The organism is Kitasatospora sp. NPDC127060, assembly GCF_042724935.1.
GTDB lineage: Bacteria > Actinomycetota > Actinomycetes > Streptomycetales > Streptomycetaceae > Kitasatospora.
Window position 1 is genome coordinate 28,971 of the sequence record NZ_JBHXEG010000023.1, and the last position, 23,538, is coordinate 52,508.

Here is a 23,538-nt window from a genome sequence, read left to right on the forward strand (position 1 = left end):
GCTAATGGCGGGTCGTGGGGGGGGGGGCCCCCGGGGGCGGGCGCCCGGGGGGGGGCGCGCCCCCGGGGGCCCCCGCCCCCCGGGGGGGGGGGGTGGCTGTGTTTGTTTCCCGACCCGTGCCCCCCCCCCCCCCAGGGGTGTTTGTGGGGGGGGCGCCCCGGGTGGCCGCGCCCCCCCGACCGGTGCCGTGAGGCGGTTCAGAACACGAGCACGGGCTTCAGAAAGGGGCTCGGCTCGCCGTGCCAGAAGATGTCGACGCTGTCCCTGGCACGGGTCACGGCAACGAAGAGCAGTGAGCGGGCTCGCTGCATCTCGCGACGATACCGGGCGGGGTCGGTGCCCTTCAGGCGGTTGACGTTGTCGCGCGGCACCAGTCCGTCGCGGACCCCGGCAATGATCATCCGCTGGTACTCCAGTCCCTTGAACCTGAACATCGTGCCGATGTGCACCCCGCTGTCGTTCCTGGGGCCGTCGGGGCCGATCTCCACCGCGGGGATTCCGTGCTGCGCCAGGGTGTAGGCGACCTCTCCCGCCATCTGGTTGGTGGGGACGCAGACTGCGATCTGTTCGAGCGGGATCCGTTCGTCAGGGCGGGCGCCCCAAGCCGCGATGTGTTCGGCGATGGCGATGCGCTCGGCGCCCCAGCCCTCGCAGGGGTGCAGCCGGGGAACGGCGCCGCTGAGGACGGAACGGAATCCGGCCAGAGTCTCCTCGCCACCGTCGAGGTCGTCGTAGGACTCACCCGTGAGGACGTCCAAGGCCGAGCGCAGAATCTGGCGGGTGGTGCGGTAGCTGAGTGTGAGCTTCGACGAGCGACCTCGGATGTGGACACCCAGGCTTCCGAGAGTCACTTGATTCCGGTAGATGCGCTGGTGGGTGTCACCGACCAGGAAGATGTCGTCCTGGCCGCTCGGGACCATAGCCCGAAGCATCTTCCAGTGAGCCGGCCGCAGGTCTTGCGCCTCGTCGACCACGATGTGCCGGTACCGATACCGCAGCCAGCCCGCGGAACCGTCCTGGAGGTGGATGTTGTCCAGACCGCCTGCCTCGTCGCGATGGGCCTCGATCGCTGCGATCCGCTGTTCGCGCTCCATCTCCAGGCGCGCCGCTCGTTCGGTCACCTGGTCCCAGGTCTGCCGTCGAGAGCGGTCCAGCCGCTGGGTGAAGCGCTCGGCGAGCTGCCAGATCTCGGCGCGCTCGGCACGACCGATGTTCCCGCCGCGGCCGGCCCGCCGGGCCCTGAAGTAGTCCGCGCGCGATCCGATCGCCTGCCCGAGGATCACCTGCGTCCACTCGTCGTGGAGGAACTCGGCGTCCCAGGAGGTCTCGCCGAGTTCGTCCAGCAGCGCCTGCCACTCCTGTATGGCCTGGTTGTCATCGATCGTCTGCTTGGAATTGCCGGGCTCGGCCTCCCGGACGATCCGGAGCGCGAGCTGGTCGACGTGGCTGATGTCCACCCGGGCCAGCAGACCTTCCCCGCCGAGTTCAAGCAGGCGCGAACGCAGGTCCGCGGCGAGGTTCTTGTTGTAGGTGGTGAGGAGGACGGGCTTGGTGTGTCCCGGAGGGAGCCGGTCGACCAGGTGCTTGACGCGGTGGAGAGCGACGATCGTCTTTCCCGTTCCCGGGCCGCCGCTCACCCGGGCGGGCCCGGAGTAGGTGCGTTCCACCAGCTTGGATTGGCTGGGATGGAGGAAGACCTTCCACCGTCCGAAGTCGCCGCCCTTGAGGACCTCCTCCAGAGCCGCGTCGGAGGTGGTGACCATGGTGGCCGGCCGTTCGGCGGCGGCCTGGAAGTCCTCCGGGTCGACCGGTTCGGGGGCCGCGACCGGCGTCGTGACCTGGTCGAGGATGCTTTCGAAGTCCTTGCCGTCCACGATGGCCAGGAGCACTTCACCGGTGAGCTGCGGGGCGTACTCGACGAGACCGAGGAGCTGGTCCTCGGTGGTGAGCGTCCGGATGACGGGCAGGAGTGGTGCGGCGACACCGAGGTCGCTCAGCTGTTCGTCGGACCACTGCGCGAAGAGCGCCCGGGGCGTGGCCGGTTCGACCGCGGGGGGAGCCGCCGTGGGCCGGTCCGGGGCGAGGCCGCGAAGGATGCTCTCCTCCACCACCTGGAGGTCGACGTACTCGATGCCACCGGTGATGTGGTTGATCCCGTAGGCCAGCCGGTCGAGGTTCTCGTAGACGTCCTTGCGGTGCTTGACCGCGACGATCAGCCAGTCGTCGTCGGCCAGGCGCAGCAGCAGCGCACGGTGGTCGTCGTTGACCCGGGCGGACCAGAGCCTGCTGTCGCCTTTGAGCTGCTGGAGCTTGAGGCCGGTCGCGTGCGGGTTCGCCTTGAACTTGTGCTGGAAGTCGTACAGGGCGCCCTTGACCGAGCGGGGGAGTTTGAGGATCTCCTTGTCCGCCTTGTCCAGCAGGCGCAGGGTGATTCGCGGGGTCTTCATCGTTCTGACTCTCCGTCGGTGGTCGTTCCGTCTCGTCGGTGTTGTGGCCCGGTGGGAGTGCCGCTCTGGGGGACGAGCCGCTCGGCGAGTTCCCGGGCATCCCAGCTCGTGGCGGAGCGGACGTCCCATCCGGCAGCACGGAAGGCCTTGTCGCGGTCCTGGGCTTCGTAGTCCGGCTCTCCGTCGGTCGAGCGCGGAGCGAGCACGACGGCGATCCGCCGCTCGGGCCAGGCGAGTTCGGCCTGCCAGCCGTTGCTGTCGAGCTCGTAGCCGTCCTTCGGGGCGGGGGCGCCGGCCACGGCGAGGCGATGTGCGAGTTCGGCGATTCCGGCCTCGTCCGGGTCGAGGAACGCGATCACCCGCGACCATGCGGCGTCGGGCTCGGGGACCTGGACGGGAGCCGCGGGCGCAGGAACCGGCCCCTCAGGGACGACCTCCGGATCCGGCGGTTGCTTCGCGGCGGTCTGCCGGGCCGTCGTCAGCCATCCCTGGCCGCCGTTCGCGGCAAGGGCTTCGACGGAGAAGCCGCCGAGCAGGCTGGTCGTGAGCTGCACGCTGTCGCCGCCGCCGTGCTCCAGGAACTGGAGCAGGTTGGTCCAGAACAGCCAGGAACGCCAGCGCAGCTTGTGTGACACCTCGTCATCGTGCGCACGTGCGCTGTCGTCGAGGACCGCGAGGGCGCTCCAGACCGGCGGTTTGCGGCGACCGTCGGCCGCCAGGAGCAGGCGAAGGCCCGAGCCGTCCGCAACCGTGACGACCTGCACCGGTCCTCGGGGACCGGCAGGTGCTCCGCCGTCGAGGGCCGCGCGGATCTGCGGTCCGACCGCGTCGGCCGCCAGAGCCGCGACGCGTGCCCCCGTGACTCCGGTCAGCCCTGCTGCGGCGGCCTCCGCGCGCCACTGCCACCGGGCGGCGTCCGGCGTTCGCAGGTAGGCGAGCAGCAGGTGCGCCGGGTTGACCCAGACGGTCTCGGAGAGCTCGCCCGGCAGGCTGCCGCGGATGTTGGCGTAGTACTTCCGTGCTCTCTCCTCCCCGTCACCGCCCGACCCGTAGGGCCGCCGGACGGGAGCGTTCGGGCCGGCGCCGGTGTGGCCGTTGTCGGTGACGCGGCGACGCCAGTCCTTGACGTCGAAGTAGGTGAGCTGGAACACGCGCAGGCCGTCCGCCCGGAGCCGGGCGCGCTTCACGGCGTCGTCCGCCAGCCGGTTGTGCCGCGGGCCGGCGTGGTACTCGTAGCCGTCGAGGTAGACCGCCAGGCGCGGACCGGGGGCGTCGAGCCGTTCGAAGAGGACGTCCGGGCGGGTGCCGTCCAGAGCCCTCTGCTGGGAGACCCGCCAGCTCACGGTGGAGCCGTCGTCGCCGGTCAGGCGGAGTTCGAGGGAGTACGTCCCGGCAGAGGTCGTGTAGGCGTCCGCGCTCGCCCGTGACTCGGGCAACCGCGCCCAGTCCCTGAGGGTGTCGACGAACATGATTTCGAGATCGCTCTCGGCCTGCTGCTCCAGTGAGATGTGGCGCGTGGTCGCCACCGGCGACGTCCGCCAGCGTTCCCCGTCCGCACCGAGCAGGTCGTCGAGCATCTGACGGACCTCGCTCCGGCTGACCTTGTCGTAGTCCGTCGCCGGCACGCGGCGCAGCAGGCAGCGGTGACAGCCGTCCTGGCCCTTCTCCCGGCAGGGACAGCTCTCGATGACGTCGCGTGCCCTGAGCAGGACCTCCTTGAAGCCCTCCGCCGAGGCCAGCCGGTGCAGGTAGCCGGTACCGCCCGGAAGGCGGTCGTAGACGACCAGGAAGCGCTGGGGCCAGTCGGAGTCACTGCCGTCGGGCATGGAGGCGGGCGTGATGTCGATGTGGTCCGGATCGCCGCCGTAGCGTGCGGCTATGCCGACGAACAGCGCCGCGGTGAAGGACGCCAGGCGCTCCTTCGCGCGGGCCACGGAGGCGGGCAGCAGGATCCGCACGGCCTCGGTGGTCAACTCGTGGGCGAGCAGCAGCGGTACGTCCTGCGGTTCGGTCCTGCCGGAGGCGGCCTGTGGCTCCCGGCGGCGGGGGCACCAGAGGAGGTGGTGGGCACCGGCTCTGGACGGAGCGTTGAGCGACTGGGTGAGGGCGTCGGCCGGGGCGTCGACGACGGGGCGGCCGTCGGCCGTCGCGCCTCCGCAACTCGTGCAGACGAAGAAGGGGTTGAGACGGACGTCCTCACCGGCGACGGGCACGGTGCTGCTGCCGTCCTGGCGGTCGATGCCCAGGTTCAGCGTCCGCACGACGGCGCGGCGGGCGAAGTCCACGCCGAAGGTCGCCTTGTCGTGGCGCCACGAGCCGGGGGCGAGCTGGGCCGGGTCGATGTCGACGGCGGTGAGGACCGAGTAGCGTCGACGCTCCCGCTCGTCCTTGTCGTCGCGGACCCGGGCGTCGTCCCGCTTGTCGCGGGCCACCACCTGTCGTGGCTGCAGCACGTACTGCACGCACCCGGCGTCCGCGATCGCACGACTGCCGCAGCGCGGGCACGGGCCGGTGTCGGTGAGTGCGTTCTCGGTGCGGACGAAGCCGCAGGACGGGCAGAGCCGCCAGACGGACCAGGCCCGTCGCTCGGGGCTGCCGATGTCCAGGGCACGCACCACGTGCCGGTAGCCGTTGACGTAGAAGCTGCTGCCGGGCGCGAGTTCGGTGAGGGCGAGCCGACGGGAGCGGTCGTAGCTGCGGACTTCGCTCCGGTAGACCCGGGACGTGCCGCCCGCCGGGTCCCCGGGGCCGGGGCCGGTGGTCGGCGGGGGGGCCTCGGACGGGTCCTCCCGCCAGTAGAGCGTGGCTTCGAGCTTGGTGGTCGTGTCGGCGAGGCTGTAGTTCGGCAGCAGCCCGAGCTCGACCAGCGTCCCGTGGGCGCCGGCCCGGTTCAGGGTACCCAGCAGATTGGCGGTGCTCCGCAACTCCGCGCGCAGCTCCCGCCGTTCGCGGTCCTGCTCGGGGTCGGTCGGTACCAGGGCGTCGACGGCCTTGTTGATGGCCACGAGGCGGCGCTTCAGCTCCTCGCGGCGCAAGACCCAGGCCTCCTCGGCTTCCTGAAGGCTGCGGGCGATGCCGCCGGTGGCGTAGGAGCGCAGCTCGTCGGCGGCATGGCCGGACACACCGGCGTCGTCGTCCGGGCCGGTCCCGCTCGGGAAGAGCGCCAGGAACTCCTCCACCAGGGTCCTGCCGTGGGTGAGCGCCGCGTTCTCAAGGTCCTGGCACCAGCCGCCGGTGCCGAACAGGGCCGACACCAGCCTGGGCACGGGCGGCAGTTGCTCACCGTCGGCCGTGGTCAGCTTCCCGGCGGCGGCCAGGTCGAGCAGTCGTGCCGTGTACTGGCGGCGGAGGATCTCGACGGCCGAGAGGTAGCAGCCGGGCGGCACGATGTCACCGGCGATCATCTCGCGCGGATCGTCGAGGTAGTACAGGTCGCGGGCCCTGCGGCCGCCGAACGCGACGACGAGCGCGTTGCCGGTCTTCCGGCCGGCGCGGCCGGCGCGCTGGACGTAGTTCGCCGGTCCGGCGGGCAGGGAGCCGAGCAGGACGGCGGACAGGTCGCCGATGTCGATGCCGAGTTCGAGTGTCGGTGTGCAGGACAGCACGTTGGGGTCGGTGTAGTGGGTGCCGGAGCGGAACGTCCGCTCGATCCGCTCGCGTTCCGGTCGGGTGAGCATGCCGGTGTGTTCGGCGGTCACGACGCGGAAGGTGCCGCCGGTCAGGTAGAGCCGCCGGTAGTAGTCGTCGGCGAAGTCGCGCTCGCGGACCTTGCCGAAGCCGGCCGCGGTGCCACCGGTGCGGGAATCGCCGGACTGCGGTGGCGTCAGGAACCCCTTGCAGCGGTAGCGCGGGCACGGGTGCCCGTACCAGTGCGTGCGCCGCTCGGGCGGCACGACCTGCTGCCAGCCGCAGTCCTCGCAGCTGACGAAAGCGTTGTTGACGATCGAGTCGTCGAGCAGCCGCACGTCGATGTGGCCCGGCTGGAGCCCGTAGACACGAGTGGTGCGGTCCTGCGCGGTGCGGACGGCCAGGACGTGTTCGTCGGCGAGCGCGGGCAGCAGGCGTCGCAGGTATTCGGTGGCACCGGCGGAGTCCAGTCCGAGGCACCGCCTGGTCCAGTCCTGGTACCAGCCGCCTCGGCCCGACACCGTGTCGAAGTGGGACTTGTCCTTCTGCCCGTCGAGCAGGAACCGGGGCGGTGCCATCCCGTCGGGAAAGGCCGGCATGCCGTCGGGTCGGCCGCCCCAGATCTTGAAGCGGGCGACGCCCGCGTCCTTCATCCACGGCTCCAGCCAGCGGTGCCGCACCCCACCACGCTGCCGCAGGCGTTCCAACAGGCCGCGCACATAGGCGACGTAGCGCTCGGATGTCGGCATCGACTCCGTGGCGACCAGCTGGCCCGGCAGGGCGAGGTGCAGATCGCGCGCGAGAGCGGCGACGCGTTCCGGATCCTCCAGGACGACCTCGGCGGCGGCCGTCCTGGTGAGCTCCAGGGTGCGTCCCAGCCTTGAGCGCAGGCCGAACTCCATGACGGTGGCGAACGCCAGACGCTCGCCGATCAGCCGCCAGGTGCGTGCGTCACCAGTGCCGCGGCCTGACAGCAGCCGGTCCACGCCGGCCTCGTCGTGCAGGTCCGGCGGAACGACGGCGGCGAGCGTGCCCGGGTCGTCCACTGAGTCCAGGACGTTCCCGATCAGGTCGTTGAGCGGCAGCGGTGCACCGGAGTCCTCCAGGTTGTGCGCCAGCAGCGACCGGAGGGAGAACTTGTAGGAGGCGTTGGCGATGTACCCGGCCCGGTGGGCGGCGTCCTGGGTGGAGTCGTTGAAGACCAGCGTCTTGCGCTCTTCGGGGACGAGGGCGATGTCGCCGCCGGTGAACAGCTGGGTGACGGTCGCCGAAGCGAGCGCTGCCAGGGACGTACCGAGGAAACGAATGCCGTTGTCGGTGTTGCACGCCGGGCAGCGGTCGTCGGTGGCCGCCCTGTCGGCAGTCTTCTTGTCCAGGATCGCCAGCGCGAACCAGGCGTCCAGCAGGTCACCGTCGTCGGCGGCGACCGGCATGCGGTAGGTGCCCTGCGCCCCGTCGAGCACGACCACGGAGAGCGGATCGACACCAGAGCTCGCCGGCCGGGAGCCGGTGAGGGCGGCGAGCGCCTCCTGCTTCTCAGCCCGGGTGGCGGAGATGAAGTAGCGGATGCGTCGCTTGTCCCGCCCGAGGCCCGCCCGCCAGATCTTGTCGTGAGCCATCACGAGCCGCTGCGGATCGGCCTCCGGAGACAGCGCGGCCCAACCGGAGCGACCGCAGTTGCGGCAGTAGACGGCCGGAAGGTGCACCTGGGCCGGGCGAACGGCGGTGTCCGAGCCGGGGAGCGCCGCGGGCCGCTGCGACCCGCTCGACGGCCAGCCGCCGGACGAGGATTCGCCGTCCTCACTGTCCACCGGCAGGGCAGCGGCCGCACTTCGGCGGGCGGCCGCCCGGTCGTCCTCGTACCAGCGGAACTCCGGTGCGCCGCCGAGGCCGCGCAGCACCCGGGTCACCGGCCGGACCCACAGGTGGGCCTCCACGTGCAACAGCGGGCGCGGTCGTCGCTCGTCGGAGTCCGGGTCACGTGCGGCGGACAGCAGGGCGACGAAGCGGGAGAGCGCCTGCAGCACGAGCCGGGGGTTCTCCCGCGCGGTACGGCCCCAGGCGTACCCGAAGCGCGCCAGGCGGTCCCGCAGGCCCCACTCGTCGAGCGGTTCGCCGTTGAGCAGGGTCAGGACCCCGTGAGTGAAGTCGTGGCGACGGAGCATCCGGCCGATCTGGAAGGCGTTGAGCCCGGAGCGCCCCAGCATGCGGGCCGCGAGGCCGTTCAGGTCGAGGAGCTTGGGATTCGACTCCACCCCAGGACCCCCCGAAGCCGTGATGACCTCCTGCGGGGTCGGAGGCTCGGGAAGCTCGTAGTCCACCGCTCCGGTGAACTCCTCCGCTGACATCCGTTCCTCGCCGATCAGCGTGTCCGGCGTGAACGGCATCCCGAACACCTGGGCGGCGACGTCGAGGATGCCGCCGGCCTGAGCGCCGGGGCGGCCTTCGCCGAGGGTGGCCGAGGTGGCCACCGGGCAGATCGAGCCGAGCGGGCTGCCCTGGCGGGTGGCCCCGACCACGGCGGCCAGCCGGCGCAGCAGCATGGCGACATCGGTGCCCTGCGCCCCGTCGTAGGTGTGGAACTCGTCCAGGACCACGTGGGTGATCTCGGCGCCCTCCCACAGGGGGCGGTCCTCGCCGCGCTGGAGGAGCAGGTCGAGCATCTTGTAGTTCGTGATCAGCACGTCCGGCGGCGAGACCCGCATCTCCTCACGGCGCGTCATCACCCGCCGGAAGTCGGTGTCAGGGCGGTCGCCGATGTAGAGCCCGGCCGTGACCTCAGCCAGCTCCGGCTGCGCCAGGTAGTCACCGATGCGCCCGGCCTGGTCGGTCGCCAGGGCGTTCATCGGGTACAGCAGCACGGCCTTGACCCCGCGCCGGCCGCGCGCCTTCTCCCGGCGGCAGTGGTCGAGGACAGGGACGAGGAACGACTCGGTCTTGCCTGAGCCCGTTCCCGTCGTCACCAACGTCGGCAGGGCCGGGCCGTGCAGGGTGCTCAGCCGCTCCCAGGCCTTGGCCTGGTGCCGGTACGGCGGGAAGCCGGGCTGCCACTCCAGGTGCTGCTGCCAGCCCTCGTCCGCGACGTGGAACGGCGTCCTGATCCGCAGGTAGGGCCCGCGGAAGATCCCGGTTTCCGGGTGGCCGAGGAAGCGTTCGAGCGCGCCGCGGGTGTCCTCGTCCGCGAGGGCGTACGTCGTCGTGAGGTACTGCGTCAGACTGCCGCGCAGCTGCGCGGCGGCCAGGGTGGGCCTCACGGCGGACTCCTTCGACGTGCGCTTTCACGGAGCGTGGATCACTCGATCACACCGTATAGTGCGGCACCGACCTATCGGGGCGGGTTCTCGATCACGACCAGGCGTCGAGTTCCTTGACGAACGCGGTGTAGGAGCTGTTGCGGGCCGCCGGGTGAGGCGTGACGAGCTTGTGCTTCGCGGCCTGCTCCATGATGGACGGGGCGTGCTTCTCCTCGTACTGAGGCGTGCGGAGCTGCGTCTCCAAGTGCTTCTTGGCATCGGCGATCATGCCGAGGTCGCGCCTGGCGTCCTTCGGGTTGAGTTTCCAACTGGACTTGGTCTTGGGGAACGCGTCGGGGAACAGCATCAGCCATGCCTCCATCTCGGAGGCCGCCAGGGCGAGTGCGGAGTTGCACTTCGTGAAGGCACGCTGGAGTTCACCGCAAAGCCCGTCCCGGGTCTTCTCGTACGCGCTGTTCGTGACACCGTCCATGTCCACGTGGATCACGATGCCGAACAGCTGGGCGTCGTGCTTCGTCGCCAGCCCCTGGGCGATCCGACGGAGTTCGTCCAGGGTCGGTGCGAGTCGGGACCTGGCCCTGTCCAGGCGCATGTTGTCCTGCTTGATCTGGACGACCTTCGGCCCGGGCTTCGGCAAGAGCTCCGGTATGAGGTGCTCCAGGACCTCCCGGTCGAACCGCCCTTCGCCGGCAACGGCGATGATGGACTTCGGGGTCTTCGGCCTGCTGCCCTTGCCCCGGCCGCTCACAGGTCACCGCCGAGAGCCCCGGAGAACCAGAGCTTGCCGGGAGAAAGCCCCTCGGAGTCCTCGATGATTTCCTTGATCTTCGCGGTGCTGGTGGCCGGGATCCGGGAGGCGCCTGTCTCGTCGCGTTCGCAGATTACGAGTTCCTCCGGCTTCAGGTAGTCCGCGAAGACCGGTGAGTGGCTGATGACGAGGAACTGGGAACGTTCGCTCGCCTCCCGAAGCCGTTCGGACAGGAGACTGAGCGCGTGCGGATGGAGGCCGTGGTCGATCTCCTCGATGCAGGTGAGGATCGGCGGGTGGGGATCGTGGAACAGCGCCAGGAGACACAGCAACCGGACGGTGCCGAACGATGCGTCGGCGAGCTGTGTGCGGCCGCGCAGCCCGCGCTCCTTCAGCATGATCGTGACACGGTCCGCCTTGCCGGGGGTGGGCACGATCTCGATGTCCTCGATGTCCCGCACCACGTACCTGATGTCGTCGAGCAGCGACTCCCAGGCATCGGAGTCCTTCTGCAGCTCCAAAAGGAAATCCCCGATGTTCCTGGCATCGTTGGCGAGCTTCCTGCCGCTGAAACCGATGGGCGAGGGCTCACGTGCCCTGCGCACATCGGCATCGAAGATGCGGACCGAGGAGACGTGCTGGCCGAGCGCGCGCACGGCGTCGAAGGACGGGCCGACCGTCGGTAGGCCTGCCGACTCCTGGAGGCCGCTCACGCGACGGTCCCGCACATAGGTCGGCCCCGTCGGCACTTCCTCGTGGAGTGGACTGTCGACGAGGAGCTTGTCTCGGCGCAACTCGATCGTGGACACCTCGCCAGGGCCGAGGTGTTGGACGAACTGCTCCCGCCTGGACAGGACGTGCTGGTCGTCGGAGGCCCCGCGTGCCAGACGTTCGAGCAAGGTCAGCCTGTACGTATCCCGGCGCGCGTCGGTGGCGTGCTCGGTCCACACGCCTTCGAGCCCGATGCTCAGTTCGGACTTGGTGCGGCGGCCCCCTCGGTGAGCGACCTCCGGATACCCGTCGTAGGTCTCAAGCGTCGGACCGATGCCCTGGCGTGCGACGTCGGAGAGGAACTCGAATGCCTTGAGCACGTTCGACTTGCCGGCTGCGTTCGGCCCGACCAGGACGTTCAGCGGCCCCAACGGGAGCTCGGTTTCGGTGAGCGTCCGGAAGTTGGTTACGTTCAAGCGAGTGAATCGATGCTGCAAGGGATGCCGATCCGAGTGGTTGTATGTCAGTCACAGGGGGACGACGCCAGCCTACCCAGCGTTGATCACGACGGCTGACGAACCCCGAGATTAGGCACGCCTGGATCGGCTGCAAGTCGCCTGCGTAGACACTCCGCCCAGACGGTCTTACCTGGGGCGGCCTGACGAGGAGAGGTGCCCCAGTCGTCGGCGAGGGCGGCGACGAGGAGCAGGCCACGGCCGGACTCGACGTTGTCCGCCGGGGTGGGTATGGCGGCCGGGGGTGTCCGTTCGGTGCGGGTGTCGGATACCTCGACGCGCAGGACGTCGGGGTGTTCGGCGAGCCGGACGGCGAAGTCCCGGCCGGGGACGCGGCCGTGGCGGACGGCGTTGGCGGCGAGCTCGGCGGTGATGAGGGCCAGGGCGTCGTTGAGCGCGGAGTCGTAGCAGTACCCCCAGTCGTCGAGGCGGTGGGAGACGAGTCGGCGGGCGAGCCGGGCGCCGCGCGGGGTGGAGCTGAACCGCATCGCGAACTCCCGGAGGGGAGCGGCCGCTTCGTCGGAACCCGGGCTGTGCAGGGAGGTCATGGGCAGGAGCGTGCCCGGCGCGGAGGGGCTGTGACCAGCGGCGACGCGCGTACGGCCAAGCCCTGTACGGCGGTGGGGCGGCCGTGTACGCGCGGCAGATTGCGCTCAAGGGCTGCACAGTGTGCGGGACCGCGAGAACACGCCGGTGTATGACAACCGCACCTGCGTGGACGGCACGCGCTGGACGGCTTCCTGTCCGCAGGGCAGGAAGACAGTCATGCCGTTCCCCTCGCCGAGCAGGATGACCATTCGGTGCTGTGGCTGGTTGTCCAGGTCGGTCCACGACACGTCGGCGAATGCGGGTCGAACGCCGATGAACGTGGCGAGCCCTGAGACGCTGCCGTGGTCACGAAGGCCTTCGGCGCTGTCGCGGGCTTTGTCGCCGATCCATGGCGTCAAGGTCAGACCGAGGGTGGCAAGGGTGACCAGGCAGAGGGCGGCAGTTGAGCATCCCCTCTTGTGCAGGTAGTGGATGAACGGAGCGTAGACGGCGGCGCTGAAGAAGCCAACAAGAGCGAGTACGTCGGACGACCGGAGGGGATGCCAGCCAGGAGCCACGACCGCCGCTCCGAGCACGGAACCGAGGGCGAGACTCGTCAGCACGGGAGACTCTCGCAGCGCGCCACGCCAAGCGCACGGGGTCGCGCGTTTGATGAAGACCGCGCATGCCGTCAGGACCGGCACGCCGAACGCGGCGAGAAACGCGGCGATGACGCCGACCCGTGTGAGCAGTGTCTGCTTGTCGATTCCGACCTGCTCCGGCGTCAGGCCGAACACGCCGAAATACTCGGTGATCGCCCAATAAGCTATGGCGAAGAGAAGCAGGCTCAGCAGGGCGAGCAGACTCGCTCCGAACTGCAGGAAATCCTTGGTGGCGAACCGATTCTCCGGCGCGGCCGACGGCACCTGCGTTTCGGTGAGAGGAGGGGACATGGCCATGGGCTTCCTCAAGTCCAAGCGGGAGCGAGCAGAGCACGCGGGAGCATCGATGGCCGCTCCGCACTGAGGACAACGACCGCGTCGGTCAGGGGACATGGATCGCGGATTCGGAGGCGGGGGGTGGTCACGCCGTGCTACCGTCCGGCTACAGATCAATAGGTGACCCCGGCGGTGCGGCAAACACCCCGGGGTCAGGCACAGGGAGTTGGGACTCCTCATGCACGTGCACTTTATCGCGCCCGAGCGTTACGTACGGGCGTCACACGAGATCGTCCGCCACCCGCGTCTGCGGGCCACGGCGAAGTCGCTGCTGCTGTGGGCGCTGTCGCTGCCGCCCGGCAGCCGGGACACGATCCTCACCATCGGCAAACGGATGCCCGAGGGGCGCACGGCCGTTGCCGGTGCGCGGGCCCAGCTGATCGAGGAGGGCTTCCTGCACGTCCGGCGCTCCCAGCATCCGACGAAGGGGACGTGGACGACCCGCGTCCTCGTGAGCAGCGTGCCGCTGACGGAGGCGGACGAGATCGAGGCCGCGTGGCGCACTGCGGTCCGAAACCCGGCACTCGGTGAGGCGGAGAGCCGGGAGGCCGGCACTTCCCCCAAGGGGGAGAAGAACGCGGGGAACACCTCCTCCCGCGCGGCCGGGACCGAGACAGCCGAGGGCGGCGACGGGGGCGGGGACGCCAGGGCTGCCGCGGCGGGGCTGCTCGGGCGGCTGACCGCGCAGGACCGGCGGCTGCGGCTGGGAATGGCAGAAGTCTTGGAGCTCGCACCGCTGGCGGCGGACTGGCTCGCCCGGGATCCGGATGTGGGGCGGCTGCGCGAAGCGCTGCTGGGAGGCCTGCCCTCGCATGTGCTGGCACCGGCGGGCTTCGTGCGGGCGCGCCTGGAGCGGCGGATGCCGGATGCGGCGGTCGTGCCCGGCGCGCCTGTGGGTGGCGTGGGGGAGTGTGCGCGTTGCGCGGATCCGGTGGCAGGAGGTGGCACTGTCTGCCGACGCTGTGCGGGAGTTGCGCCGCCGGAGGTCCAGCCGGACCCCGCTGCTGTCGAACGCAACCAGCGGGGCGCTGAACGCGCACGCGGGCTGCTGCGCGGCGCGGTGGTCGCAGCTGCGGCGTAGCGGGTGTGAATTCGCCGGCTTTCGGACACCCGGACTCGTTGCGGTCCGTATCGTTCTGGTAGCTGATCGTGTGCGAATGCCTGGTGGTGTTCGTGGGTGCGGCGATGCCGTTGAGGGTGGTGGGTCGGAGGTGGCCGACGTGGCGGAACAGGACGACGGGGCGGGATTCCTGCGCTCCTTCGGGCGGCAGCTGAAGCTCCTGCGTGAGCGCGAGGGGCTGACCCGCGCCCAGTTGGGAGCGCGGCTGGGGTACGGCGAGGACCAGATCGCCTCGGTGGAGCTCGGTCGGCGGATTCCCCGGCCGGAGCTGATCGAGAAGGCGGACCGGGAGCTGAACGCGGGTGGCGTCCTGATCGCGATGAAGGACGAGGTCGCCCGGGCCCGGTACCCCGCGTTCTTCCGCGACGCCGCCAAGTTAGAGGCGGAGGCGGTGGAGTTGCACAGCTATGACGCCCTCGTGGTCAACGGCTTGCTCCAGACCGATGACTACGCGCGTGCGGTCTTTTCGATGATGCGGCCGCCCCTGGATGATGACGTCATCGAACAGCGTGTGGCAGCCCGTATGGCTCGCCAGAGCCTCTTTGCCAAGCGACCCGCTCCGATGATGAGTTTCGTGATCGACGAGTCGGTGCTCCGCAGACCCATCGGCGGAAACGGCTCCCTGCGTGGCCAACTGGAGCAGATCCTGATGGTCGGGCAGCAGCGGAACGTCGAGGTTCAGGTCATGCCGTTGCAACGCGTCCAGAACGCTGGGCTCGCTGGGCCGTTCACCTTGATCGAGACGAAGGATGGGCGCAGGATCGCCTACGTTGAGGTGCAGAACGTGAGCCATGTACACACGGAGCGGCACATGGTCCGTGGGCTGGAGGTCAAGTACGGCATCCTCCGCGCTCAGGCGCTCACGCCTCACGAGTCCCTGGGGTTCGTTGAGAGGTTGTTGGGAGAGCTATGAAGGCTGATGAACCGGCCCTGAAGTGGGCCAAGAGCAGCTACAGCAGTGAGGAAGGCGGTCAGTGCGTAGAGGTGGCGCTGACCGGAACCGCTGTTCATGTCCGCGACTCGAAGGACCCGGCCGGACCGGTCCTGCGTATCGAGCCGACCGGTTGGGCCGCGTTCGTCCGCTTCGCTGCCGCGCGTCAGGTCTGACCCCGGGCAGATGGCGCGCCGTCCCGGGCTCGCACCCGGGACGGCCGCCGCTCAGGACTGCGCGTCGCTGCCGAGCTTGTCGCCGACGTATCCGAGCCGGAACGCCCGCTCCTCCGGAACGAGGCGGAAGTGCAGCCGCCCTGCCCCCGGGGTGAACCGGCCGTGCCAGGAGAAGCAGCGCTCCTCGCCGTCGAGGTCGGTGAAGGTGCACAGGTGCTGTCGGCTCTGGGATTCCGGAGTGATGTGCGGGTGCTGCCACTGGGGCTCGGGCGAGGTCGCAGGGTCCCAGCCGGCGGCCGTCGCCTCCAGGCCGATCAGCAGCTTGCGGACCGGCCGGTGCCACTTCACGTCGAGGCGGCGGAGGCAGCGCTCGAAGCGGGGGATCTTCTGGAGGTGCGGGAAGAACTCGTCCCAGGCGTCGAGGATTTCCGCGGGGGTGGTGAGCGAGGCCGTGCCGGTGTCCTGCGCCCAGGCCTTGTGTTCGTCGGCCTCGTCCGGGCTGGAGCAGTGTCGTGTCCGGTCACGGCTGCTCTCGATGCCGTCCTCGGTGAGGTGCTGGATGTCGACGTCGAGCCAGGAGGCCGCCCACTTCGCCGACACCGCGAGGCTGACGGCCAGCCCGTCGGTGAGGTGCGCGAACGCGATTCCCTCCACCGTGCGGTTGTCGTGCCGGTACTCGACCTCGTCCGGGTCGAGCGTCAGTTGCACGGCGTCCCGGAAGGGCGAGCGACTGCGCAGCGCGAGGAGGTAGCGGTGCCGGTCGCGGTTCCGCCCGCTCGCGTTCACCCACTGCTGGTAGAGGTACCCGCGCGCCAGTTCGGACGTCGGGAGGGGACTTCTGGTGACCAGGGCGATGCTCTGCCAGCTCTTGAGGTGGCGCAGCGTGTCGACGAAGCCGGCCATCGCGGTGTCCACCTCCCGGGGACCGGACTCGGACTCGCAGGACAGCTCGTTGAGAAACAGTGTCAGCGACACTCCCACCCCTGGGTTGCTGTTGAGGATCGACTGTTCGGAACGCGGTGCGGGACGTCAGTCGAGAAGCTTCTCCAAGGAGTTCTCCCACTCGTCGAAGAATCCCGTCGGCCACTCGGAGAGCATGCCGTCCTCGCCCATGACGGGACTGATCACCTCGGCGGTCTGATCCTGCCGTCGGAAGAAGTGGACGGCCGTGGACGAGGCAGGGATGCGCCCGTCCTTCACCGCGAGGCGCAGGCCGTTCAGGACGTGGTCGGAGTGGGTCTCCACGATCACCTGCGCCCCGGCGGCGACGGCAGCCACCGCGAGGTACGCCAGCCAGGTCTGACCCTGCGGGTGGAGGTGCGCCTCCGGGTTCTCCAGGAGGATCAGGGCACCCGGCTGGGCCGACAGGCAGGCGACGACGATCGGCAGGGCGTAGGTCAGCCCGAAGCCGACGTTGGTCGGACGGTAGCGGTTGGAGGCGGAGATGCCGGAGCCGAAGCCGTAGCTGAGGCGTACGGCGTCCGTCCCGTCGATGCCCACGGCTTGGAGGTTGACGCCCGGGCAGAGCCGCTGCATCCACGCATCGGTCTGGGAGAGGAGCGATGCAGAGTGGTTGTCGTCGAGTCGCAGCGGGCCGGCCGCGACGGGGTCGTCCTGGTGGGCCCGTAGGAAGTTGACGGTGTGTTCGCCCCGCGATCCGAGGAATCCACGGCCCACAACTGCCTGGTGGGAGCGCGGGTAGCTGACGGCCGGGACGATCCGGTCAGCTTTGAGGTACTGGAAGCCGGGCTGGAAGAGCGAGCACTCGTCCGCGTCATGAGCGTCCAGACCCATCGGACAGTCGGTCATCCTCAGCAGGTCGTCCTCACGTCCGTAGGCGGCGCTCCACTCGTACGGGGTTCCGTCGAACGTCAAGGCGAGCGTGATGGTGCGGTCGTCCGCGACCGCCGACTCGTGGCGCACGTAGGTGTCGTGGCGCACGTCCTGGCCGGTGCCGAGTTCGACCAGTTCACCGTTGAGGAGGAAGCCGCCGCCGTCCTCGTAGAGGTGCAGGAGCCCGGCCTGTTGGGACTGGCGCAGGAGCGCGAGGGACTGGAGGACGGTGCTCTTGCCGGAGGAGTTCAGCCCGGTGAGGAGCGTGAACGGGGCCAGCGCGATGTCCTGGCGGGCGAAGGCCTTGAAGTTCGTCATGCCGAGGTGCTCAAGCATCAAGCGTCTCCTGGAAGATCCGGTCCATCTCGCGGAAGCGGAGCCTGACCTTGCCGACATCGCCGGTGCCGGCCGACACCGCGCCCACGAAGGCGGAGTCGTCCATGAGCTCCATGAACTTCTTCTCCACGACGGACTGGCGGTCTGCGAGCGCGTTGATTTCAGCGAATGTCCTGTTGGCCAGACAGGCCGACTGGGTTTCGAACAGTGCCTTGTTGACCGGAGAGCGGCGGTTGTAGCCGGGGAACCGCTTCCGAAAGGCGTGAATGCCGAAGATCCGTTCGGCCGCGTCCATGGCGAGGAGGAAACGTCCCTCCAGGCCGTAAAGCTCCTCCGTGGACAGCGTGTTGATGGTGTGCATGGCGGACCGGAGGAATCCGTCGAAATCCTGCGAGGCGTAGGAATCCGGCGAGTTGAGGCTGAACGCCAGGAAGCGGAGGCACATCTCGCGGTCCGACATCCGCTCGGGGGAGACGCTGTGGGACGTCGCGCTGAGGAACGGCCGGGTGTTGGCGAGCTCATAGAGGAAGGTCCGGGCCCGGCCCGGAATGAGCGCGTGGCGCAGTTCCTGACGAGTCAGGGGACGGCCGCCCGTGTTGATGCGGGCGAAGATGTTGAACTTGACCTCCTCCGGGGTGCCGCGACGGATGAGGAGGACCACGAGTTCGGTCTCCTCGATCCGGGTCTGAAGGCGGCCCGGAAGCTCGGCGAAGGAGCACCCGTTGAACTCGGTCAGGTATTCCAGGCCGGTGAGGACGAGAGGCTCGGCATCGACGGCGGCGGGGTCGACGAAGCGCGCGATGGTGGTGAGGCGTTGGACGCCGTCCACGATCGCCCAGGACTCCTCGTCCACCTCGGCGGCGTAGAGCGTGGGGAGGGTGATCCGGAGCAACAGTGACTCGATGAGCCTGCTCTGCGCCTTCGCCGTCCAGATGCCGGCACGGCGCTGGAAGTCCGGGGCGAGGTCGATGGTGTCGCGCCGGATGCGGTTGAGGAGGAGCGAGACGGTCGGGGTGCGGGTCTGAACCTCGATCTTGCTGGGATCGAAGGGGCTGGCGATCCGCTCGCCGATGTCCTCGGACTCGACGCCGGAGCTCTTGCCGCCGTCGTCGAACTCGACGGGGAGCTGATTTCCGGGCTCGTCGAGCGCGAAGAGGGCTTCCGCTGCGGGGTACTCGGACTTCCCGCCCGGGGAGCCGTAGCTGTCGGTCATGATCCATCCTCGTCGGGCGTAAGCGGAGTCCTCGGCGTCGGCGGGGTCCACCGGCCAGCAGCGATCTCCGCATCCAGACGTGCCTGGAAGTGCGCGTGGGCAGCGCGCATCTCCGTCTCGCGGTCGGCTTTGTAGAACGGCGCGGTATAGCCCTCGGGCGGCGGAACGGCCGCAGGGCTGGCCAGATGATTGAGGAGGGCCGAGTAGGTCTCCTTGGCCTGGCCGTGTCCGTACGTGTTGTGGTTGCGTGCGATCTTCCGACCCTCGGCGTCAAAATACATATCCGCTTCATAGTCGACGAGAATCGGGTAACGGGACTTGTAGATCGCGGCGACTTGGTCAGCGTTGATGCCGATCCAGACAGCAACAAGCGCATCCATCTCGACGAGCGCCGCGCGACGCTCGAACTCGGTGCGCAGTGGCGTGTCGTAGCTCCATTGAGGCGTTAGGTTGGCGGCAAGAGGATCAAGGGGCCAGTCTTCGTAGGCCCAAGCCTCAGAGCTGAGCCAGGTGGGACCGAATTGTTCCGCCCATAGAGGTGCGTACGCTTCGGTAAGACAGTTCAGGCGGAGGGCGCGAACAAGAAGTGGGTCAGCCAAAGGATGGTCGGGATTGGCATAGGGCATCTTGTTGGCTTCAGATACACGAAGATCGGCTCGCCCGGTGATGCGTAGCAGGTAGTCCAGTGGCAGCGAGGACCAGAATCCTGCATTAAGTGCAGTCGTGCGGTTATTCTCTAGAGCCATTGAATTAACCGCGTCGACGTGAGCTGGACCAGGTGGAATGAGCGCAGCAAAGAGGCTGCGCTCTGTGTCAAATGGGATCATTCGACGCCAGGCCAACCGATAGTATTCCGTATACGGATAACTATTCCAGCGGTCCTGGGCCGCAATGTACCGGTCTAGATCGCACGTGCGGATATAGTTGGTTCGAGGAATGGCATTGGCTGGCAGGGTGACGAGATCGAAGGGGGTCCAGTCTCGGTTCGTCTTGCAGGGGATGTTCGGTTCCTTGTTTAGAGCGTTTGCAACGCCGATGTGTGGCCCCTGCAGGATGAGATCAGACTGCGTCTCTGGTGTGGAGGTGTTCCATTCGTACAGTCCGAGCTTTTTGGTCGCCAAGTTCTCAAACATGCCGATGGTGATCTTTGGGTCAAATGCGCCGAGGCGTTCATGAACTCTGGCAAGAGCCTCGATCGCCCCTTCCTCATCGGAAGTTACTGGGTAGAGGAGGGGGGTTTCCGTGTCGTGGTAGGTCGACTCGCCGGAGACACTATTCCATTTCGCCAGCCGGTTGGCGTCGATGGTGACTAGGCGGGCTGCATGAGGCCGAGTATCCCATTTGCCGAGATGCTTGATGCCAGGTAGCGGGCCGCTTCCATCGTGTTCGAGGGAGGCTGTGAGCGTGTTTGGATCGAAAAGCCAGCTAATGTGAGTGAATGAGATATCCGAACTGGGGCCGTAGATATTTACGCCGAACTCTGTGTTGGAGTGAATTTCCGGGAATATGCCGGTGCGATTGTGGAAATGTGCGTGTAGGCGGAGGTGCTCATAGGAGGCATGCCGGAGGCGGGCCTCCTTATTTCCTCCGAAATGTGAATCTGGGTGGATCAATCCGGCGGATCCCAGTGGTGATAGGTTGTCCCAGCACTGGCACATAAACGCGCGGTACAGATCCGGTCGGGTTCCGTTAATTAGCATGTAGGTCGCAGCGGAGCTGAGTAGTGTGGCCGTTCCGCAAACCCCTGATAGGTCACTGAGATAAGAATTGCAATTTTCGAGATCGGAAAGTACTTCGCTCTGGCGTGAGATCCACTCCTCTCTGCCGGGCTTTTCCTCCAGGGCGAACCATGGGTCGAACTCTGCCATGACCGAGCTTTCCTGCCAGTCCGGCCGTACCCAAGGAGGATTCCCTACCTGGATGTCATACCCGCCTTGGCTAAAAGCCTGTGCGAATTCCAGTTCCCAGTGGAAGAATCCGTGAGCCTCTGAGATGTCTCGAGCGACCGAAGCCCAGGGAAAGCGGGACTCCAGCCAGTGGGCCCGGTCCATGCCCATGAGGTCGGGGAGAGCATCCTCGTAGGGGGTCAGCTCCTCAAGGGTTTCGAAGGCCGACACCAGGGACTCGGCCGGCACCTCGTGCGTACCGAGCAGCGCCTCGGCGAAGTCGAGCCAGTCGTTCACCGATGCCAGGGCGATGACAGAACGCCGTACCTCGCGGATCGCCTCCTTGCGGCGGCCGGTATTGCGCCGGCGCTCGACCGCCTGGAGGGTCAGTTCGCCGGACTCGCCGACACCGCCGAAGAGGTCTTCCGCCTGCCAGGACAGGAGGACCTGCGGTGAGTCCCCCTCGGCAGGAACAGCGACAGGACTGTCTTGTACGCGCTTGTACCGGTCGGCGCTGCCGTCCAGCAGCGCAGCTTCCTGGACTGGCCAGAACCACAGCGCGCACCATGCGTCCATCAGCGTCTTGAGACGCCAGTACGGGGTGTCGACCGCGAGGAGATCCGCCAGAACGTCCTCTCGCTGCACAGCGACCTCGGGGCTGCGCAGCCACTCCTCCTCGGCGCCCCACACGTCGATCCGACGCGAGATGTCGCGCTCCGAGATCTCCAGGCGCCGTACCACCAAACTCCACAGGTACTCGGCTCGCCGGGCGAGGCCCTGAAGACGTGTGACCTGCTTGGCGTTGGGCGACTTGGTGATCGCTCGGCGCCACGCGCCCAGCGCCTTCGCGTCCTCGGGCGCGAGTGCCTTGGCCTCCTTCTCAGCCGCGACCGCGCCCCACTCCTTCGCCGGCAGCAGGAAGTGGTGGACCGAGCCCGTCGGCAGCGGAACCCCGTTCACGGCGTCCGCCAGCGGGAAGCGCTCGGGCGTCGTCCCCAGCCAACCGCCCTTCTTCAGCTTCTCGGCCGGGTACACCTCCCGCCGCCCGCCGATCAGCGAGTTGCCGCGCCGCAGGTGCAGGCCGAACCACGGTGCCTCCATGCCCGGGTGCATGGTGTTCAGCCACAGCGACACCTCGGCCAGTTCGACCGCCGTCTCGTTGAGGTCGACCCCGTACGAGTTGTGCAGGGCGATGTACGCCTTCACCTTCTGCAGTTCGACCGGGTACTTCTCCGTGTCGATGGCGACGCCCAGCTCGTCCTGGCGCCGCCGCAGGTACTCGGCCGCGACCTGGTTGATCGCCTCGTTGAGGAACGCGCCCGACCCGAGCGCCGGTTCGCAGATCTTCCAGTCCAGCAGCTCACGGGCCTCGGTGATGGTCCCGTCCTGGTCCAGGCGGTGCTGGAGGGTCAGCTGTACCGTCACCTTGGTCAGCGATTCGGGCGTGTAGTACGACGCCGAGGTCTGCCGGTCGCGGCCGGACAGCCGGTAGACGAACTCGCCCGGGGCGTACTTGGCCGGCACCTCCTCGCCGGTGTCCTCGTCCCGGGTGCGCACGAACACGTTGTCCGGGTACTCGTCGACCTTCGACCTCGGGATCAGCCACGAGCCGTCCTTCGGGTCGCCGCCCTTGGCGACCTCCCACAGCTCCTTGTCCGACACGAAGCCGCTGTACGACATCAGGCCTTCGTACACGGCCCCGAGCTGGTTGATGCCCAGCTGCGCGTACGAGATGAAGCCGCCGCGCTCGCCCTTGCGCCCCTTGGTGAGCATCAGCAGGCGCAGCACCTTGTACAGCGTCGCGTTGCGCAGCCGCGTGTCGAGGTAGCGCTCCTCGCCGGTCTCATCCGCATCGAAGCGCGGGTCGGGCACCGAAGAAGCGCCGATCAGCTTGATGGACTCGGGCTCGAACAGCTTGGAGTGCAGCGGCTCGAAGCGCAGCCCCACGTCTTCGGAGACCTTCTCCTCCACGACCCCGTGGGTCCGGCGCGGCCGGTAGCCGTCCTGGACCTTGCCGAAGAGCAGGTCCAGCGACTCGTACAGGTAGAACCCGCGCCGCGACTTCTCGTCCACCAGGTCCCGTTCGGCGACGAGTTCACCCAGCCGCCCCAGCCCGTAGCCCTGCTGGTACTCGGGGTAGTCCGCCGGAAGGATGCCCAGCTCCGGCCGGGCCTCCGCGTACAGAAGGAACAGGATCCGGTACAGATACCGCAACGACTCCCGCGTCAGCTGCTTCCCTAGCTCGGGGAGCTCCATGACGTCCTCGGGCCGTACGCCCTCGTTCTCGCGGATGCGGTCCAGCACCTCGTTGGCGATCAGCTCGACGCTCAGCCGCAGCCCGTCGCGCAGGTCGCTGGAGACACCCACCGCGTGCTTGGTGGACTTGCCGACCAGCTCCGCGAGCGGGTTCTCGCCGCCCGCCTCCGGCGTGCGCAGCGAGTCCGCGCCGAACAGCGCGGCCACGGTGTCGAGTTCGCCGCCGGCCTTGGTGTCGTTGCGTTCCAGCGCGCCGTCCAGCGACACCGCGAGGTAGCGGCCCTCGCCCCAGGTCAGCCGGTCGGCGAGGACGACGACCCCGCCCACCAGCAGCAGCACGTACCGGGGCGCGTCCTCGCACGCGAACAGGAACGACGCGAGCTTCGACCCGGTGACGAGCGTGTGCTGCCCGTCCAGCACCAGCGGTTCGAGCAGGCGCCCCGGGCCGTCCGGGTCCAGGGCGGCGTCCGGCTCGGCGGCCCAGCCGCAGTCCAGCGCGATCAGGCCCTTCTCGCTGTGCGCGACCTGCACCTGGTACGCCTGGTCAGCCCGCTCGACCGTGACGGTGCCGGGCTTGGCGTCGTAACCGAGCGCCAGCAGCACCCGCGCGTTGAGCGCGTGCACGCGCTCGCGCCAGGCCGGGGAGCCGTAGGTGGCGGTGTCGTCGTCCGCCAGTGTCCGGCCGTCGTCCGCCGCCTCCGGCAGGGCGAAGCCGGCCCGGGAGCGGAAGTAGGGCCGTCGCAGCGCCCGCAGGCCGGCGCGGGGGGTGACCGGCAGGGCGTCCGGGTCCTGCTCCGCCTCGTCGTCGGAGGCTGCGGCCTTCGCCGCCTCCTCGCGCTCCTTCCACACCGCCAGCAGGCCGGACTTGAGGTCCTTGGGCAGCACCTCGGCCAGGTAGTGGGCGGAGAAGTAGTCGCCGCGGTTCACCAGGGAGTCGTACGTCATAACTGCTTCTCTCA

Annotated in this window: 13 protein-coding genes; 3 read left to right on the forward strand and 10 right to left on the reverse strand. The window is 68.7% G+C overall.

Features of this window, described 5'->3' with window-relative positions:
* Window positions 1-197: 197 nt before the first annotated feature.
* From ACFWIS_RS15500 to ACFWIS_RS15525, 6 genes are all read right to left on the reverse strand, one after another.
* Window positions 198-2,447 carry a UvrD-helicase domain-containing protein gene (locus ACFWIS_RS15500; RefSeq protein ID WP_380454642.1) on the reverse strand — a complete coding sequence of 750 codons (2,250 nt, stop codon included), beginning with the start codon at window positions 2,445-2,447 and terminating at the stop codon, window positions 198-200.
* The gene (locus ACFWIS_RS15505) at window positions 2,444-9,328 is read right to left on the reverse strand and encodes a DEAD/DEAH box helicase (protein ID WP_380454645.1); all 6,885 of its coding nucleotides are present in this window, start codon (window positions 9,326-9,328) and stop codon (window positions 2,444-2,446) included. The genes ACFWIS_RS15500 and ACFWIS_RS15505 overlap by 4 nt, the downstream gene beginning before the upstream one ends.
* A 91-nt stretch (window positions 9,329-9,419) precedes the next feature.
* Window positions 9,420-9,965 carry a hypothetical protein gene (locus ACFWIS_RS15510; protein WP_380454647.1) on the reverse strand — a complete coding sequence of 182 codons (546 nt, stop codon included), beginning with the start codon at window positions 9,963-9,965 and terminating at the stop codon, window positions 9,420-9,422.
* Between the two features lie 107 nt (window positions 9,966-10,072).
* On the reverse strand, window positions 10,073-11,263 hold the full coding sequence (locus tag ACFWIS_RS15515; RefSeq protein WP_380454650.1) for an AAA family ATPase: 1,191 nt from the start codon (window positions 11,261-11,263) through the stop codon (window positions 10,073-10,075).
* 86 nt (window positions 11,264-11,349) lie between these two features.
* Window positions 11,350-11,850, reverse strand: a complete 501-nt coding sequence (locus ACFWIS_RS15520) for an ATP-binding protein (RefSeq protein WP_380523872.1) — start codon at window positions 11,848-11,850, stop codon at window positions 11,350-11,352.
* A gap of 105 nt (window positions 11,851-11,955) precedes the next feature.
* Window positions 11,956-12,789 carry a hypothetical protein gene (locus tag ACFWIS_RS15525; RefSeq protein ID WP_380454655.1) on the reverse strand — a complete coding sequence of 278 codons (834 nt, stop codon included), beginning with the start codon at window positions 12,787-12,789 and terminating at the stop codon, window positions 11,956-11,958.
* Window positions 12,790-13,006: 217 nt separating this feature from the next.
* Between ACFWIS_RS15525 and ACFWIS_RS15530 the strand changes: the two genes are divergently transcribed.
* The 3 genes from ACFWIS_RS15530 (at window position 13,007) to ACFWIS_RS15540 (ending at window position 15,055) form a co-directional block, all read left to right on the forward strand.
* Window positions 13,007-13,909, forward strand: a complete 903-nt coding sequence (locus ACFWIS_RS15530; protein WP_380454658.1) for a hypothetical protein — start codon at window positions 13,007-13,009, stop codon at window positions 13,907-13,909.
* 139 nt (window positions 13,910-14,048) lie between these two features.
* Window positions 14,049-14,861, forward strand: a complete 813-nt coding sequence (locus ACFWIS_RS15535; protein ID WP_380454661.1) for a Scr1 family TA system antitoxin-like transcriptional regulator — start codon at window positions 14,049-14,051, stop codon at window positions 14,859-14,861.
* A complete protein-coding gene (locus ACFWIS_RS15540) occupies window positions 14,858-15,055 on the forward strand; it encodes a DUF397 domain-containing protein (RefSeq protein WP_380454664.1) in 198 nt (65 codons plus the stop codon). Before ACFWIS_RS15535 ends, ACFWIS_RS15540 begins: the two co-directional genes overlap by 4 nt.
* Window positions 15,056-15,106: 51 nt before the next feature.
* Here ACFWIS_RS15540 and ACFWIS_RS15545 read toward each other — a convergent pair whose 3' ends face one another.
* Genes ACFWIS_RS15545 through ACFWIS_RS15560 form a run of 4 tightly spaced genes read right to left on the reverse strand, consistent with a single transcriptional unit; the run spans window position 15,107 to window position 23,524 of the window.
* Window positions 15,107-16,030, reverse strand: coding sequence for a hypothetical protein (locus ACFWIS_RS15545; RefSeq protein WP_380454666.1), 924 nt, complete (start codon window positions 16,028-16,030; stop codon window positions 15,107-15,109).
* A gap of 54 nt (window positions 16,031-16,084) precedes the next feature.
* Window positions 16,085-17,224: a DUF3696 domain-containing protein gene (locus tag ACFWIS_RS15550; protein ID WP_380454668.1), complete on the reverse strand. Its 1,140-nt coding sequence runs from the start codon at window positions 17,222-17,224 to the stop codon at window positions 16,085-16,087.
* A complete protein-coding gene (locus ACFWIS_RS15555; RefSeq protein ID WP_380454671.1) occupies window positions 17,217-18,437 on the reverse strand; it encodes a DUF262 domain-containing protein in 1,221 nt (406 codons plus the stop codon). Before ACFWIS_RS15555 ends, ACFWIS_RS15550 begins: the two co-directional genes overlap by 8 nt.
* Window positions 18,434-23,524 carry a class I SAM-dependent DNA methyltransferase gene (locus ACFWIS_RS15560; protein ID WP_380454674.1) on the reverse strand — a complete coding sequence of 1,697 codons (5,091 nt, stop codon included), beginning with the start codon at window positions 23,522-23,524 and terminating at the stop codon, window positions 18,434-18,436. The genes ACFWIS_RS15555 and ACFWIS_RS15560 overlap by 4 nt, the downstream gene beginning before the upstream one ends.
* Window positions 23,525-23,538 lie beyond the last annotated feature (14 nt).

What these genes read in the sequence shown, in the direction of transcription:
- ACFWIS_RS15500 (WP_380454642.1), bottom strand. Translation starts at nt 2,447, where the DNA reads ATGAAGACCCCGCGAATCACCCTGCGCCTGCTGGACAAGGCGGACAAG.
- ACFWIS_RS15520 (WP_380523872.1), bottom strand. Translation starts at nt 11,850, where the DNA reads ATGACCTCCCTGCACAGCCCGGGTTCCGACGAAGCGGCCGCTCCCCTC.
- ACFWIS_RS15525 (WP_380454655.1), bottom strand. Translation starts at nt 12,789, where the DNA reads ATGGCCATGTCCCCTCCTCTCACCGAAACGCAGGTGCCGTCGGCCGCG.
- ACFWIS_RS15530 (WP_380454658.1), top strand. Translation starts at nt 13,007, where the DNA reads ATGCACGTGCACTTTATCGCGCCCGAGCGTTACGTACGGGCGTCACAC.
- ACFWIS_RS15540 (WP_380454664.1), top strand. Translation starts at nt 14,858, where the DNA reads ATGAAGGCTGATGAACCGGCCCTGAAGTGGGCCAAGAGCAGCTACAGC.
- ACFWIS_RS15550 (WP_380454668.1), bottom strand. Translation starts at nt 17,224, where the DNA reads ATGCTTGAGCACCTCGGCATGACGAACTTCAAGGCCTTCGCCCGCCAG.
- ACFWIS_RS15555 (WP_380454671.1), bottom strand. Translation starts at nt 18,437, where the DNA reads ATGACCGACAGCTACGGCTCCCCGGGCGGGAAGTCCGAGTACCCCGCA.
- ACFWIS_RS15560 (WP_380454674.1), bottom strand. Translation starts at nt 23,524, where the DNA reads ATGACGTACGACTCCCTGGTGAACCGCGGCGACTACTTCTCCGCCCAC.